Genomic DNA, 14,569 nt, shown 5'->3' with positions numbered 1-14,569 from the left:
GCGTCCGTAGCTCAGTTGGTTAGAGCACCACCTTGACATGGTGGGGGTCGGTGGTTCGAGTCCACTCGGACGCACCATTTCAGTCCTGAAATGGTGCAAATTCTCCTCAGTTACCCTGAATTTTCTTAATCCCTTATTTTCATCATTATTCTCCTGCTACGCTTTTCCTATGGAAAGAAACACAGGAAACGTGTTGATGAAGAAGATCGCGATTATCGGCTCCGGCCCCACGGGAATTTACACCTTTTATCATCTGCTTAATAACAATACCCCACTCTCCGTTTCCGTCTTTGAACAGGCCGATGAAGCTGGCGTGGGCATGCCCTATAACGATGACGATAATTCCCGGCTGATGCTGGCGAACATTGCGAGCATTGAAATCCCGCCCATTTTTATGACCTACCTCGACTGGCTTAAGGAGCAAAGCGACGACCATCTGGCGCGCTTTAAAGTTGATAAAGCCAGCCTGCACGATCGGCAGTTCCTGCCCAGGCTCCTGTTGGGAGAGTATTTTCGCGACAGCTTTCGTTCAATCGTAAAAGAGGCGAAAAAGCTGGGGTTCCAGGTTGAGGTCCATGAATCTGCGAAGGTCACCGACATCAACCCTTCGACAACCGGCGTGACGATTTCGGTCAATGACCGCACATTAGCGGATAAATTCGACCTGGCGGTTATTGCCACCGGCCACGTCTGGCCAGAGGAGGATGAAGCCACGCGCACGTTCTTCCCAAGCCCGTGGTCCGGCCTGATGGACGCCCGCATTCCCCCTTGCCGCGTGGGCATTATGGGCACCTCATTGAGTGGCCTGGACGCGGCTATGGCGGTGGTGATGCAGCACGGCGAGTTTCGTGACGGTAAATTCATCCTCGACAGCGGCAGCGAAGGGTTAAACATTACGCTGATGTCACGGACGGGCATTCTCCCGGAAGCCGATTTTTACTGCCCCATCCCTTATGAACCGCTGTCGGTATTGACCGAATTCGTAGTGGAAAGCGAGATAGCCAAAGGACCGGATGGCCTGCTTGACCGAGTCTTTGCCCTGATGGTGAAAGAGCTTGAACTCGCCGACCCGGCGTGGTGCGAGAAAATGTCTCTGCGTACGCTTAATGCGGACACCATTCGTGAGGCCTGGTTTGAGGATCGTAAGCGCCACGGGCCCTTTACCTGGGCGGAAGAGAATCTCAACGAGGTTGAACGCAATAAACGCGAGCGCCGTACCGTGGCATGGCGCTACACCGTGCTTCGGCTGCATGAGGTCGTTCAGGAGATCGTTCCCCATCTTAGCGAGCAGGACAGAAAACGCTTTAAGCAGGGCCTGGCTCGCGTGTTTATCGATAATTATGCTGCCATCCCGCCGCAGTCTATTCGCAGGCTGCTTGCGCTTCGCGAGGCCGGCATCATTAGCGTGGCGGCGCTCGGCGATGATTACACGCTTGATGCCGGCAGCGATCGGACAGTCATCACCACACAAGAGACCGTTTATCGTTTCGACGTCTTTATTGATGCGCGCGGGCAAAAGCCGCTTAAAACAAACGATCTGCCTTTCCCATCGCTGCGCGGACAGCTTGAGGAGACGGGCGATGAGATCCCCGACATCGGCGAGGATTACACGTTAAAAGCGCCAGATACGGTTCGTGGGCGCATCGCCTTCGGCGCAATACCGTGGCTGATGCACGATCGTCCCTTCGTTCAGGGGCTGGCAGAGTGTGCGGAGATTGCAGAAGCGATGGCGAAGGCGGCTGAAAAACCGGCCTCAGGTATACGGCGTCGGTTGCCGTACGTGGAGAACTGACAGGGCTTCCATGCCCTGCAACGCGAGATTATTCGAAGAACACTTCCGGGTTTTCAGACAGCGAGACGAAGGTTTTCGTCGCTTTATCAAGGGCGAGAATTTTGCCGCTTTCAATGTCGTATACCCATCCGTGCAGGCGAAGCGAGTTATTACGCAGGCCCACCGCGACGGACGGGTGGGTCTTGATGTTGCTGAGTTGCGCAAAGACGTTTTCCTGCACCATCGCATTCACTTTATCGATCGGCTTATCCCAGCTTTTCTTCTCTACCACGGCTTTTGCCGCGTCGGAATAGCGCAGCCAGTGCGATACAGCAGGCATCGGCTCCAGGTTCGCGTTATCGGCAATCGCCTTCATCGCGCCGCAGTTGGAGTGACCGCAGATCACGATGTCGGTCACGCCCAGCGCCACTACCGCGTACTCGATAGTTGCAGAGACGCCGCCTGGCTCCGGCCCGAACGGTGGAACAATGTTGCCAGCATTACGAATAACAAAGAGTTGTCCCGGCTCTTGCTGGGTGACCAGTTCAGGGACCAGACGGCTGTCGGAGCAGGAGATAAACAGCGCTTTGGGATTCTGGCTGGACGCTAAACTGCGAAAGAGCTCTTTACGTTGCGGGAAAATCTCTTTTTGAAAGCTGAGAAAACCTTCAATGATATGTTGCATAGCAATTTCTCTTTTATCTGTTTTCGTTTAGGCATGATCGAGATCACACTCGCAAAGTTTACCCACCGTGCTTCACTTGAGACAAGCAATATATTTCTGGCCCGACCGCTGCACGATGTCATCGGCGTTTGCCGGAATGTTCTGCCCTTCGAACGCGCCGTAAAGACGGGCGAACGATTTTCCCGCCAGGCGCCGGGTAACGTCCTCAACCGTACGGGCAGGCAGCGGAAGCATATTCGGGTAGCTCCACATGAACGACACGGCCTCTTTCCCTGGGGTCACCTGCAAAATATCTCCCGCCAGTAAAACGCCCTCGCCCTCCTGCCAGTGCAGTACCGTTCCGCCCGCAAAATGCCCGCCGAGACGCAGCAGCGTAACCGACGGTACTATCTCCAGCGCATCGCCATCCCAGAAATGAATCGCCGGGCTGTCGCGCATCACCCATTCGCTATCGCTCACGTGCAGATAGACCGGCGCGTCGAAAGCCGCGGCCCACTCCTGCATCGTGGTGTAATAGTGCGGATGCGAAATCGCAATCGCGCGAAGGCCGCCGAGTGCGGCGATGAGCGTTTGGGTTGCAGGATCAAGGTTGGCGATGCAGTCCCAGAGAATGTTACCGTGGGGGGTACGCAGGAGGAGTGCCCGCTGGTTAATGGCAAAAGCGGGTACCGTCTTGATACTGAATAAGTGCGGCTCCAGCTGCTGCCATTTGTTGGCGTGTGTTGCCGTTACCGTCGCGTAATCGATCCACGCCTGGCCGCTGGCCGGGACATACTGACGTTCATCCTCGCAAATGGCACATCTCTCCGGCGTTCCCTCATAAGAAGTACCGCAGGTTCTACAGAGTGTAATCATGAGCGCTCCTCAGTGATAAAGCACTGAGTATGGCAGGGATTATCCTTATGTGCTGCGAGGTACATTGCTGGCGTTTTTTACCCTATACTGTGCCAGTATCAAAAACCGAACAGAGCAGGTGCAAGATGGAAATTGATCTCGATAACTTAGTTTTTAACGGTCTGGATGAAGCGGAAGAGCGTAACGCAGAACGTCTGGACGATGCGGATAAAAAAGCGCAGGCGATTATTGCCGACGACGACTGCGGCGACGCCTGCAAGATCTGATAAAAAAGCACCGGAAAACCGGTGCTTTTTTCATTGCGGGGAAGATTACAGCTCAGGCGTCTTTTTAAACCCCGTTAGCATCAGAACCAGGCTTTCTGATGAAGACGCCGGTTCGAACTGGTAATGATTCCCCTGGCGATCACCGCCGATATACCACGAGATTTCGGTTTTTCCTTCCGCCAGCGCCTTGCGCACGGCTTTGTCCACGTTCACCATCCGGTATTCACGAGAATGGTTCAGATAGAGCACTGCGTCGGAGCGATAGTTACAGGCCGGACGCGAGGCCCATCTTACGGTAGCAGGATCCCAGTCATTGCTGGCCGGATAGAAGAAGATCTGATCGGCACCGTTAGTTTCCACTTTGCCGCCATAAATCCGCACGCGGTATGTAAACTGCGAAGGATCCTGCCCGGCAGGCAGAGGGGGAATGTGGAACTTCACCAGCGACAGCGTTTCGCTGTTTTTCGTTCGTCCCCCGTTCTGCCAGTTATCCTGCACCAGTAAAACCTGCGGTTCGGGCTGGGAGAGGTCTGGCTCCAGGCTGCTGAGCCAGACGTTGGCCTTCGCTCTGGAATAACCATACGGGACGGTGGTGCCGCAATCTAACCCGCGGTTCATGCACAGGTCAGTCATAAAGCGCGCGGCGTCTTCCGTCCAGCCGTTCATGAAATCTGCATGCGCCGTATACAGGCTACCCCACCGCTCTTCTCGCTCATCGCCGTGCATGATGGGGTCCATGGAGAGCTGCACTTTGCTGGTATCAAGCGAGCTAATCGTCGGGAGTACGTAAGCAATGTTCATGTTCACGGTGGGAAGTTTCACCGGGAAGGTGGACGGGCACTGCCCCTTGACGTCGTAGGTGGCGTTAATCAGACCATGGGCAGGCTTCAGGTTCACTCCATCCCAGCAGTTAGGAAACTGAATGCCGATATTAAACTGCACGGCATCGTTCGCCTTGCGCAAGCCGCAGACCTCACCGGTTTTGGTGGTGTAACCCTTGCCGTTGGCACATAAAAAGGTGATATGTGGATTCGGCGCACTACCGTGATGGTCGCCCGCCAGCAGCGACAGCCCCGCCGGGAAAGGGTGTAGCGGCCAGGCGTCCACGTTCGATGCCTGATAATAGGTTTTTTGATACGCCGGTTTGACGACCGTACCGTCAGGCAGGCGAAGCGAAGGTGCCCAGTAGGCAGAGCTGTCGGCTTTGTTATCGCAGGTGGTCTTTTCATCCCGGCGCAGGGATTCACGGCTGGAGTCAGCATCCGTTTGCACGTTGCCGAAGAAGTCGTGCAGCATGGCCTCGTTGGGCATGCCGTACATCATAATGGCGTCATCGCCAAGGGTATGGGAATAGCCGCAAACAACATGCGCCTGCGGTGCGGCGTGTGCCGCATGAATTGTGAAAAGTAGCGCAGGGACAGAAAGCGCGCGTGTTAACGTGGTCCGTTTCATCATTTTCTCCATGACTGAAAGGACACATTGGTAACAAAAGCGGGCTAATTTACCGAATGATTCAGAGCGTACTTTTCCGTCTTTTGAGGCTTTACAGACGTCACGCACACCTCATTCCAGTACGTTTCGCGCGTGCGGCGCAGTTCAGCGTGGCGTTTTATCATGGAACCACTCCGGGTCAATGTTGGCAACGTCTACGCCATACAGGCTGGCGACAGGCAGTATCGACTCAAGAACACGTTGCGCGCTGTTCTCCGCATTCGCTGGTCGGGTCGCAAAAAACCGCCGTAACGTGCTGATCCATTTTTTCATCGTTTTACCCTCTCTCGCCGTATCTGCCTTCAGTTAAGCACCCCACTCCCGTGCAGGGGAAATACCAAAATCCACTGTCGATGTGCAGGATCTGCAAATAGCGCCCCGTCCTTTTCACGCTTCATTAACACCTTGTTCACTAATGCTTTTTTGCTCATAGCAAAGAACGATTTCTTATTTGGCGATAGCTTTCCCTTATGGGAGCGTAACGGGGTAAAACAAAAACAACGGGATGGCGTATGACTATGGCAGCAAAAATGAAAGGGTTTAAAAAACGGACGCTGGTTCTGGGCGTAGTGGCAGCCTGGGGCCTGTTTTCAGCGCAGGCGCAGGCCGATCAGCTGGCGGATATCAAGGCAGCAGGGGTGGTGAAAGTCGCCACGTTTGATGCCAACCCGCCGTTTGGCTCGATTGATGCCAAAACGCATGAGATTGTGGGTTACGACGTGGACTTTGCCAAAGCGCTGGCAAAATCGCTCGGCGTGAAGCTTGAACTGGTTGCCACCAATCCGGCCAACCGCATTCCGCTGCTGCAGTCCGGCAAAGCCGACCTGATTGTGGCGGATATCACCATCACGCCGGAACGCGCGCAGGTGATTGATTTCTCGACGCCTTACTTCGTTACCGGCCAGCAGTTCCTCGTTCCGGCGAAATCTCCGGACAAGCTCGATGACTACAGCCGGGCGCGCATTGGCGCGGTCAAAGGCACGACGGGCGAGCAGGCGCTGCACCAGCGCTTCCCGCAGTCCCGCGTCCTCTCTTATGACGATATTCCGCTGGCGCTGACCGCGCTGCGCAACGGCAACGTACAGGCCATCACTCAGGACAGCACCATTCTGGCCGGTCTGCTGGCGCAGGCGCCGGATAAAGCCAACTTCAAAATCCTGCCCGACCTGCTGAGCAAAGAAGAGATTGGCGTCGGGGTGAAAAAAGGTGAAACGGCGCTGCTGAAAGCCGTCAACGATGAGCTGGTCAATCTCGAGAAGAACGGCCAGGCGGCTAAAATCTACGACGTCTGGTTTGGTCCAGGCACCCCAGCCCCACAGCCTCGCGCCTTTAAAATAGAAGCTAAGTAATATGCTCTCAGGTTTATTTTCCCACTCCGCGGCCGGTGCCGCGGATTTTTCACATCTGGAACAGGCCAGCGTCGAGTTTCGCCACGTGGACAAACGCTACGGTGACCATCAGGTTTTAAACGACATTAACCTCACTATTACGCCCGGTGAAGTGGTGGCCATCCTTGGCCCGTCGGGTTCCGGTAAATCCACCCTGATTCGTCTTATCAACCAGCTTGAACCCCTGAGCGGCGGGGAGATCCTGGTCGACAACAAGCCTACCGGAAAGCTCTCCGGTAGCGGGCTGCGCCAGCTGCGAAGCCGCGTGGGGTTTGTGTTTCAGCAGTTCAATCTTTATGCCCACCTCACCGCCAGCCAGAACATCACCCTGGCGCTTGAGCACGTCCACGGCTGGAAGCCGCTGCCCGCTCAGGCGCGCGCGCTGGCCCTGCTGGAGAAAGTCGGGATGCTGGAAAAAGCCCACCATTACCCGGCTGAGCTTTCCGGTGGACAGCAGCAGCGGGTGGCGATTGCCCGCGCCCTGGCCTCGTCACCGCAAATCATTCTCTTTGACGAGCCGACGTCGGCACTCGATCCCGAGATGATTGGTGAAGTGCTGTTTGTGATGAAAGCCCTCGCCCACAGCGGGATCACGATGATCGTGGTGACCCATGAGATGCAGTTTGCCCGGGAAATCGCCGACCGGATTGTCTTTATCGACGGCGGGCAAATTCTGGAAACCGCGCCGCCGGCGCAGTTTTTCAGCCAGCCAGCGCATCCGCGCGCGCAGCGGTTCCTGCAAAAGGTGCTGGACCCGCTGCATCAGGAGCATCTGTAATGCCCGCGCTCGACTGGCAGGGGGTACTGACCGGACAGCCTCTGCAGTGGATACTTTCCGGATTTCTCACCACCTTGTGGGTAACGCTGGCGGGGATCGCGCTGGCCAGCCTGCTCGCACTGCTCTTTATGCTCCTGCGCCTGTCCGGTGGACGCGTCGGGAAAGCGATCGTCAGCGGCTGGGTATCACTGTTTCGCAATACCCCGCTGCTGGTGCAGCTGCTGTTCTGGTATTTTGCCGCCTGGAACGGCCTGCCGCAGGCGTTTCGCGACGCGGTCAACGCCGATCACAGCTGGTCCATTCTGCCCGGCGACGTCTGGTGGTTTACGCCCGAATTTTTATGCTCTGCCTGGGGGCTGGGCGTATTTACCTCGGCGTTTTTAATCGAAGAAGTGGAATCAGGCTTGCGGTCTGTGCCAGCCGGGCAACGGGAGGCGGCGCTCGCCCAGGGTTTCTCTACGTGGCGCGTGTTTCGCTACATCCTGCTGCCGCAGGGGCTGGCTAACGCCTGGCAGCCCGTTGTGGGACAGTATCTCAACCTGATGAAGCTCTCCTCGCTCGCCAGCGGGATTGGCTTCGCCGAACTCACCTACCAGGTCAGGCAGATCGAAAGCTATAACGCGCACGCGCTGGAGGCATTTACCCTCGGTACCGCACTCTATCTCCTGACCGGTCTGGTCATGGGAATGGTGCTGGTTCGCCTTGGGCCGCAGGCGAAACGTAAACGTCCGATCGTCGTCACCGCAGGGAGTGAAAAACATGATTGCCGGACTTAATGTCATCACCGATAACCTCGATTATCTGCTGTGGGGACGCGCGGCAGCCGGTGAACCGGGGGGCGTGTTGCTCTCGCTGATGATGGCGACTGGAGCAGCCGTTATCGCCCTGCCCGCGGGGATTGCGCTCGCGTGCCTGGCCTGGCGCTTTACCGGGCTCGTGCGCAAAGCCCTCTTTTTATGGGCAGAGCTGATTCGCGGGATCCCGCTCATCTTCGTGATTTTCTGGATGTGGTATCTCCTGCCGCTCATCACCGGGGGCGATCTGCCGGGAGCGCTGACCGTCACGCTGGCGCTGGCCTGGTTTACGGCGGCCACCGTGATGCACTCGGTCCTGGCCGGGCTGAGCGCGCTGCCGACCGGGCAGTTCGAAGCCGCGCTGTCACAGGGATTCAGCACGCAGCAAACCCTGTGGCGCGTGCTGCTGCCGCAGGCGCTGGGGAATATTCTGCCGTCGCTGGTGGGGATTTTTATCAGCCTGCTGAAGGATACGTCGCTGGCGTTTATCGTGAACGTCCCGGAGCTGACCACGGTGGCGGGACAGGTCAACAACCGGGTGCAAATCTACCCGGCGGCCATTTTTATCTTTACGGGCGTGGTCTATTACCTGCTCTGCTGCTCGCTTGAGCAGCTTGCGAAGCGCTGGCGCCTTATCCGGCCAGCGCTTTAACCACCGTTTCCATCGCTTCGGTTGTCAATGCACTGCGTTTCACGCGCTGGTTCGCCAGCGCGGTACGCAGAACACCGGCAATGACAATATGCTTTGGCTCCTGCCCTAAATCACGCATCTCAAGCACCACCTTTCCGACCACCCGGCACATCTCCTGGTACAGCGCTTCATCTTTGGTCACGTTACCCATCGTCATCACTCCATTGCCTGTTAAACGTTGAGCTTAAATGATTCTCCTGCCGGATACAAAAAAGAAGCCCGGCGAGAGACTCACCGGGCTTCATCTGTAAAATCAGTCAATTAGTTGTTTACTGGAATGACCGCGCCTTTGTACTTGGTGCGGATCCAGTCCTGAATCTCTTTCGAGTGCAGCACGTTCACCAGCGCGACGATGTCTTTCTTCTTCTCGTCACCGCGATGCACGGTAATGATGTTAGCGTACGGGTTGTTTTCACCGCTCTCAACCGCAATCGGGTCGTGAACCGGATCCAGACCCGCGTCAATCGCGTAGTTGGCGTTAATCACCACCGCGTCGCCTTCGTTATTGTTGTACATCTGCGGCAGCAGAGACGCTTCCACGTTAGGCGTAAACTTCAGCTTTTTCGGGTTCTCGACGATGTCGCTGATGCGCGCGGTGACTTTATCGATGCCCGGCTTCAGCTTGATCACGCCCTCTTTCTCGAAGATGGAAAGAATACGCCCCTCTTCAGAAACCGCGTCACGCATGATGATTTTGCCGCCTTCCGGCAGGTCTTTCAGCGACTTGTATTTTTTGGAGTAGATACCGATTGGCTCAATGTGGATCGCGCCCGCACTGACAAAATCATAGTCTTTATCGCCCGCATGATCTTTCAGCACGCTGTTCAGGTAAGGAATGTGCTGGAAATAGTTCGCGTCGATGTCATGACCCGCCAGCGCGGTGTTCGGCAGAATGTAGTCCTGGAACGGTTTAATCTCCAGGTCGATCCCCTGCTTCGCCAGAATCGGCTTAGCCTGCTCCAGAATTTCCGCATGCGGCGTGTTGGATGCCCCCACGGTCAGGGTGTCGGCCCAGGAGGCGAAGCTCAGGGCGCTCAGGGTTGCAGCGGCGATCAGTGTCAGTGTCTTTTTCATGATGTGGTTCCTGTGTGTTGTTGTTACCCTAAATAGTTCGAGTCACAGGAAGGCGGCAAGTGAGTGAATCCCCAGGAGCTTACATACAGTAAGTGACTGGGGTGAACGAATGCAGCCAACGCGCCTGAGGCTCGAAATATGACAGGTATTAGCGTTTATCTAACAGTGAAGTAATGACATCGCCGCAGAACTGGATAATGAAAACGATGATCAGAATGGTCACCGTTGCCACCAGCGTGACGTCACCATGGTTGCGCTGGAATCCTTCCAGATAAGCCAGATTTCCCAAACCACCGGCGCCAATCACCCCCGCCATCGCGCTGTAGCTCACCAGCGCAATCAGCGTCACCGTAATACCCGAGACCAGTGCGGGTGATGATTCCGGCAGTAAAACCCGAAACACGAGCGTGCTCAGTCGTGCGCCCATCGAGCGTGTGGCTTCGATGACGCCTTTATCCACTTCACGCAGGGCGATCTCCACGAGGCGTGCGTAGAACGGTGCAGCCCCCACAATCAGGGCCGGCAGCGCCGCGTTGGCGCCAAGAATGGTGCCGACAACGGTCTTGGTGAACGGGATCAGCAGCACAATCAAAATGATGAACGGAATCGAGCGGAACACGTTCACCACAATCGAAATGACGCTATACACCGTGCGGTTGTGGAACAATCCGCCGCGCGCGGTTAAAAACAGCGCCAGACCCAGCACGATGCCTAATACAAAGGTCGCCACGCCGGAAAGCGCGGTCATGTACAGCGTCTCCAGCGTCGCCGCCCAGAGCTGATCCCACTTGAGATGCGGAAAGAGATTCTCAGCCATGTTTAATCACCTCGCCTTCAATATCGCTGTGCTGCAGGTCGGCGAGGATATTGTTCAGTTGTTCATCAGATGCCACGACGTGCACCCAGAGTTGACCAAACACGCCGTGAGCGGTTTGGGTCATTTTTCCGTGCAGGATGTTAAACGGCAGGCCGTAGCGCAGCGTCAGTTCGCCCACAATCGGTTTGTGCGTGCTGTGCCCGGTAAAGGTCAGCCTGATGACCGTACCTTCCAGATCGTTTGCCAGTTCGGTATTGAAGGTTTCTTCTTCAGCGTACTGGCTCACCTGACGGACAAACTGCTGCGTAATCGGCTGCTGCGGATGGGTAAAGACGCTTAACACGTCGCCCTCTTCCACCACTTTACCGTTCTCCATCACCGCCACGCGGTCGCAGATTTTGCGCACCACGTGCATCTCGTGCGTGATCAGCACGATGGTCAGCCTGAAACGACGGTTAATATCCAGCAGCAGATCGAGGATCTGATCGGTGGTCTGCGGGTCAAGCGCGGAGGTGGCTTCATCGCAGAGCAGCACATCCGGGCGATTAGCCAGCGCACGCGCAATGCCCACGCGCTGCTTTTGCCCACCGCTCAGCTGTGACGGATAGGCATGCTCGCGACCTTTCAGGCCAACGAGTTCAATAAGCTCGGCCACGCGGGCCTTAATGTCGGCTTTCGGTACGCCAGCAATTTGCATCGAGAACGCAATATTCTCGCTGACCGTGCGCGACCACAGCAGGTTGAAGTGCTGAAACACCATGCTGATCTTCAGACGCGCCTGGCGCAGGGCTTCACCTTTTGCGGCAGAAATGTTCTGCCCGTTGATGGTTACGCTGCCGCTGCTCGGTTTTTCCAGCCCGTTGAGCAAGCGAATAAGCGTACTTTTACCTGCGCCGCTGTAACCGATGATCCCGTATATCTGTCCCTGTGCTATCGTCAAATTGACGTTATCAACGGCCGTGAGCGCCACCTTTCCGTTGTCAAAAACCTTCGAAATATTGCTGAGAACTATCATTCTTATTCGTTATCCGTGCCGCCCGCGGCGGTTTAGCAGTATGGATGTCCAAACGATAGTAAACAGCCGTTACCAGCTTTTAAATGAACAAAAAAGAATGTGTTATAACTTTCCGAAATAAACAGCGGATTTACCGGGTGGGAAGCATTTAGACCAATTTCAGCAATGATTATCTGCCGGATGCATATCTGCTGGCTGACACCCTGCAAAAACGCTCATTTTTGCAGCATTTTATGCGGATATAGCCATCCTCACATCCAGACAACTTTACGTCTTGCTGTCCTGACATCCAAAAACATCATTTATATTCCTTTCTGTTCTAAAAAGCAGTGAATGGTTCTTTCTTGAGAAAATTTCACCGCCCTATCATCCCGTCATGACATCCAGAAAGGAAAACATCATGACGATTTATCACTCCGTCACCGAACTGATTGGTCGTACCCCGCTGATCCAGCTGCATAAGCTTGATACCGGTCCCTGCTCGCTCTTTCTGAAGCTGGAAAACCAGAATCCGGGCGGGTCGATTAAGGATCGCGTTGCGCTGTCGATGATTAACGAAGCGGAACGTACCGGCCAGCTGCAGCCTGGCGGCACGATAATTGAGGCCACGGCGGGCAATACCGGTCTCGGCCTGGCCCTGATCGCCGCCCAGAAAGGCTACTCGCTGATCCTGGTGGTGCCGGACAAAATGAGCCGCGAGAAGATTTTCCACCTGCGCGCGCTGGGTGCCCAGGTGGTGCTGACCCGCTCCGACGTCAACAAAGGCCATCCTGCCTATTACCAGGATTACGCCCAGCGTCTGGCGAACGAACTGCCGGGCGCGTTTTACATCGACCAGTTCAACAACGAAGCCAACCCGCTGGCGCACCGCACCACCACGGCGCCTGAGCTGTATGAACAGCTTGACGGCAGGATCGACGCCATCGTCGTGGGTGTCGGCTCAGGCGGCACGCTGGGCGGCCTGCAGGCGTGGTTCGCCGAGCACTCTCCGCACACGGAATTTGTCCTGGCTGACCCGGCCGGATCCGTTCTCGCCGACCAGGTGGAAACCGGACGCTACCACGACGCGGGCTCCTGGCTGGTTGAGGGAATTGGCGAAGACTTTATTCCTCCGCTGGCCCACATTGAAGGGGTGAATCGCGCCTGGCGCATCACCGACCGCGAAGCGTTCACCACCGCGCGCGAGCTGCTGAAAACGGAAGGCATTCTGGCGGGCTCCTCCAGCGGCACGCTGCTGGCGGCCGCGCTGAAATATTGCCAGGCGCAGAGCACACCGAAGCGCGTGGTGACCTTCGCCTGCGACAGCGGCAATAAATATCTCTCGAAGATGTTCAACGACGACTGGATGCGACAGCAGGGGCTCATCACGCGTCCTCAGGCCGGCGATCTCTCTGATTACATCGCCCTGCGCCACGATGAAGGCGCTACCGTTACCGCTGCCCCGGACGACACGCTCTCCACCGTCCTGGCGCGCATGCGTCTGTATGACATCTCCCAGCTGCCGGTGCTGGAGAACGGCAAGGTGGTGGGCATTATCGACGAGTGGGATCTCCTGCGACATATCGGCGGCGACGGCGATCGCTTCGCGCTGCCGGTGACGGCAGCCATGACGCGTCAGGTCGAGTTCCTTGACAAGCACGCGCCGGAAAGCGCCCTGCACGCCATCTTCGACCGCGGCCTTGTGGCCGTCATTAATGACAACGACCGTTTTCTCGGTCTGATTACGCGCAGCGACGTTCTGACCGCCTGGCGCAACCGTCTACAGCAATAAAGGAATCAATGATGAAAAATCTGGCCACCCTCAGCGTTCACAGCGGCGAATTTAACGACCAGCACGGGGCCGTCATGCCGCCGATTTACGCCACCTCGACGTTTGCGCAACCCGCGCCCGGGGAGCATACCGGCTATGAGTACTCCCGCAGCGGCAACCCCACTCGCCATGCGCTGGAAACCGCCATCGCCGAACTGGAGGGCGGCACGCGCGGCTACGCCTTCGCTTCCGGTCTGGCGGCCATCTCCACGGTGCTCGAACTGCTGGATAAAGACAGCCATATTGTCGCCATTGATGACGTATACGGCGGGACGTACCGCCTGATTGAAAACGTGCGCAAGCGCAGCACCGGGCTGCAGGTCAGCTGGGTCAAACCGGACGACCTGGCCGGGCTCGAGGCCGCCATTCGCCCGGAAACGCGTATGGTCTGGGTCGAAACGCCAACCAACCCGCTGCTGAAGCTGGCCGATCTGGCGGCCATCGCGGCGATCGCCCGTCGTCATAACGTCATCAGCGTGGCGGATAACACCTTCGCGTCGCCGGTGATCCACCGTCCGCTGGAGTCCGGTTTCGATATCGTGGTGCACTCGGCCACTAAATACCTTAACGGCCACTCTGACGTCGTCGCCGGGCTGGCGGTGGTGGGCGATAACAAGGCGCTGGCGGACAAGCTCGGCTATCTGCAGAACGCGGTGGGCGGCGTTCTGGATCCGTTCAGCAGCTTCCTGACGCTGCGCGGTATTCGCACGCTCGCGCTGAGGGTCGAAAAGCACAGCACCAACGCGCTGGCCATTGCGCAATGGCTGGAGCAGCATCCGCTGGTCGAAAACGTGTACTATCCAGGACTGGAATCGCATCCGCAGTATCAGCTTGCCCGCACGCAGATGGCGCTGCCCGGTGGCATGATTTCCGTCGTGGTAAAAGGCGATGCGCAACGCGCCACCGAGGTGATTCGCAACCTGAAGTTGTTCACCCTTGCGGAAAGCCTGGGCGGCGTGGAAAGTCTGGTGAGCCAGCCTTACAGCATGACCCACGCCTCAATTCCGCTTGAGCAACGTCTTGCGAACGGCATTGTGCCGCAGCTGATCCGCCTGTCGGTGGGGATTGAAGATCCTAAAGACCTGATTGCCGACCTCAGCCAGGCGCTGCAAAAATAAGCAAAGTGCGGCAGGT

Annotated in this window: 16 protein-coding genes and 1 tRNA gene; 9 read left to right on the top strand and 8 right to left on the bottom strand. The window is 56.8% G+C overall.

Going from position 1 to position 14,569, the window contains the following annotated elements; translation table 11 throughout:
* Both BFV67_RS08995 and BFV67_RS08990 read left to right on the top strand, forming a co-directional pair.
* Nucleotides 1–77: transfer RNA gene (locus tag BFV67_RS08995), tRNA-Val, on the top strand.
* 119 nt (nucleotides 78–196) lie between these two features.
* The gene (locus tag BFV67_RS08990) at nucleotides 197–1,792 is read left to right on the top strand and encodes an FAD-NAD(P)-binding protein (protein ID WP_069598170.1); all 1,596 of its coding nucleotides are present in this window, start codon (nucleotides 197–199) and stop codon (nucleotides 1,790–1,792) included.
* A 28-nt stretch (nucleotides 1,793–1,820) separates the two neighbouring features.
* On the opposite strand, the gene BFV67_RS08985 is transcribed toward BFV67_RS08990, so the two are convergent.
* Both BFV67_RS08985 and BFV67_RS08980 read right to left on the bottom strand, forming a co-directional pair.
* On the bottom strand, nucleotides 1,821–2,456 hold the full coding sequence (locus BFV67_RS08985) for a carbonic anhydrase (RefSeq protein WP_023292639.1): 636 nt from the start codon (nucleotides 2,454–2,456) through the stop codon (nucleotides 1,821–1,823).
* 72 nt (nucleotides 2,457–2,528) lie between these two features.
* Nucleotides 2,529–3,311 (bottom strand): MBL fold metallo-hydrolase, encoded by a 783-nt coding sequence (locus BFV67_RS08980; RefSeq protein WP_069598169.1) that lies wholly within the window; start codon nucleotides 3,309–3,311, stop codon nucleotides 2,529–2,531.
* 125 nt (nucleotides 3,312–3,436) lie between these two features.
* Between BFV67_RS08980 and BFV67_RS24175 the strand changes: the two genes are divergently transcribed.
* Complete coding sequence (locus BFV67_RS24175; RefSeq protein ID WP_008500607.1) at nucleotides 3,437–3,577, top strand: hypothetical protein; 141 nt, start codon at nucleotides 3,437–3,439, stop codon at nucleotides 3,575–3,577.
* A 45-nt stretch (nucleotides 3,578–3,622) separates the two neighbouring features.
* Here BFV67_RS24175 and BFV67_RS08970 read toward each other — a convergent pair whose 3' ends face one another.
* Both BFV67_RS08970 and BFV67_RS24430 read right to left on the bottom strand, forming a co-directional pair.
* Nucleotides 3,623–5,029: a DUF1996 domain-containing protein gene (locus BFV67_RS08970; RefSeq protein ID WP_069598168.1), complete on the bottom strand. Its 1,407-nt coding sequence runs from the start codon at nucleotides 5,027–5,029 to the stop codon at nucleotides 3,623–3,625.
* A 144-nt stretch (nucleotides 5,030–5,173) separates the two neighbouring features.
* On the bottom strand, nucleotides 5,174–5,341 hold the full coding sequence (locus BFV67_RS24430; protein ID WP_008500610.1) for a hypothetical protein: 168 nt from the start codon (nucleotides 5,339–5,341) through the stop codon (nucleotides 5,174–5,176).
* Between the two features lie 245 nt (nucleotides 5,342–5,586).
* Here BFV67_RS24430 and BFV67_RS08960 point away from each other — a divergent pair, with 245 nt between their 5' ends.
* Genes BFV67_RS08960 through BFV67_RS08945 form a run of 4 tightly spaced genes read left to right on the top strand, consistent with a single transcriptional unit; the run spans nucleotide 5,587 to nucleotide 8,680 of the window.
* Entirely contained in the window at nucleotides 5,587–6,417 is an 831-nt protein-coding gene (locus tag BFV67_RS08960) for an ABC transporter substrate-binding protein (protein ID WP_084832774.1), read from the top strand.
* A 1-nt stretch (nucleotide 6,418) separates the two neighbouring features.
* Complete coding sequence (locus tag BFV67_RS08955) at nucleotides 6,419–7,234, top strand: amino acid ABC transporter ATP-binding protein (RefSeq protein WP_039023848.1); 816 nt, start codon at nucleotides 6,419–6,421, stop codon at nucleotides 7,232–7,234.
* Nucleotides 7,234–8,010 carry an amino acid ABC transporter permease gene (locus BFV67_RS08950; RefSeq protein WP_023292644.1) on the top strand — a complete coding sequence of 259 codons (777 nt, stop codon included), beginning with the start codon at nucleotides 7,234–7,236 and terminating at the stop codon, nucleotides 8,008–8,010. Before BFV67_RS08955 ends, BFV67_RS08950 begins: the two co-directional genes overlap by 1 nt.
* Nucleotides 7,994–8,680 carry an amino acid ABC transporter permease gene (locus tag BFV67_RS08945; protein WP_069598167.1) on the top strand — a complete coding sequence of 229 codons (687 nt, stop codon included), beginning with the start codon at nucleotides 7,994–7,996 and terminating at the stop codon, nucleotides 8,678–8,680. The genes BFV67_RS08950 and BFV67_RS08945 overlap by 17 nt, the downstream gene beginning before the upstream one ends.
* Here BFV67_RS08945 and fumD read toward each other — a convergent pair.
* The 4 genes from fumD to BFV67_RS08925 form a co-directional block, all read right to left on the bottom strand.
* A complete protein-coding gene (fumD, locus tag BFV67_RS08940) occupies nucleotides 8,661–8,870 on the bottom strand; it encodes a fumarate hydratase FumD (RefSeq protein WP_023343959.1) in 210 nt (69 codons plus the stop codon). The genes BFV67_RS08945 and fumD overlap by 20 nt on opposite strands.
* Nucleotides 8,871–8,980: 110 nt before the next feature.
* Nucleotides 8,981–9,793 (bottom strand): MetQ/NlpA family ABC transporter substrate-binding protein, encoded by an 813-nt coding sequence (locus BFV67_RS08935; protein WP_008500616.1) that lies wholly within the window; start codon nucleotides 9,791–9,793, stop codon nucleotides 8,981–8,983.
* Between the two features lie 148 nt (nucleotides 9,794–9,941).
* Nucleotides 9,942–10,610 (bottom strand): methionine ABC transporter permease, encoded by a 669-nt coding sequence (locus tag BFV67_RS08930; RefSeq protein WP_008500617.1) that lies wholly within the window; start codon nucleotides 10,608–10,610, stop codon nucleotides 9,942–9,944.
* Nucleotides 10,603–11,625 carry a methionine ABC transporter ATP-binding protein gene (locus BFV67_RS08925; protein WP_021241114.1) on the bottom strand — a complete coding sequence of 341 codons (1,023 nt, stop codon included), beginning with the start codon at nucleotides 11,623–11,625 and terminating at the stop codon, nucleotides 10,603–10,605. The genes BFV67_RS08930 and BFV67_RS08925 overlap by 8 nt, the downstream gene beginning before the upstream one ends.
* A gap of 400 nt (nucleotides 11,626–12,025) precedes the next feature.
* On the opposite strand from BFV67_RS08925, the gene BFV67_RS08920 reads away from it, so the two are divergent.
* Together BFV67_RS08920 and BFV67_RS08915 are read left to right on the top strand one after the other, a co-directional pair.
* Nucleotides 12,026–13,396, top strand: a complete 1,371-nt coding sequence (locus BFV67_RS08920) for a pyridoxal-phosphate dependent enzyme (RefSeq protein WP_069598166.1) — start codon at nucleotides 12,026–12,028, stop codon at nucleotides 13,394–13,396.
* An 11-nt stretch (nucleotides 13,397–13,407) separates the two neighbouring features.
* Entirely contained in the window at nucleotides 13,408–14,553 is a 1,146-nt protein-coding gene (locus tag BFV67_RS08915) for a trans-sulfuration enzyme family protein (protein ID WP_021241113.1), read from the top strand.
* Nucleotides 14,554–14,569 lie beyond the last annotated feature (16 nt).

Origin of the sequence: Enterobacter roggenkampii (assembly GCF_001729805.1) — a bacterium.
GTDB lineage: Bacteria > Pseudomonadota > Gammaproteobacteria > Enterobacterales > Enterobacteriaceae > Enterobacter > Enterobacter roggenkampii.
The sequence above is the reverse complement of the archived record's forward strand: the minus strand, read 5'-3'. Positions and strand labels throughout refer to the sequence as shown.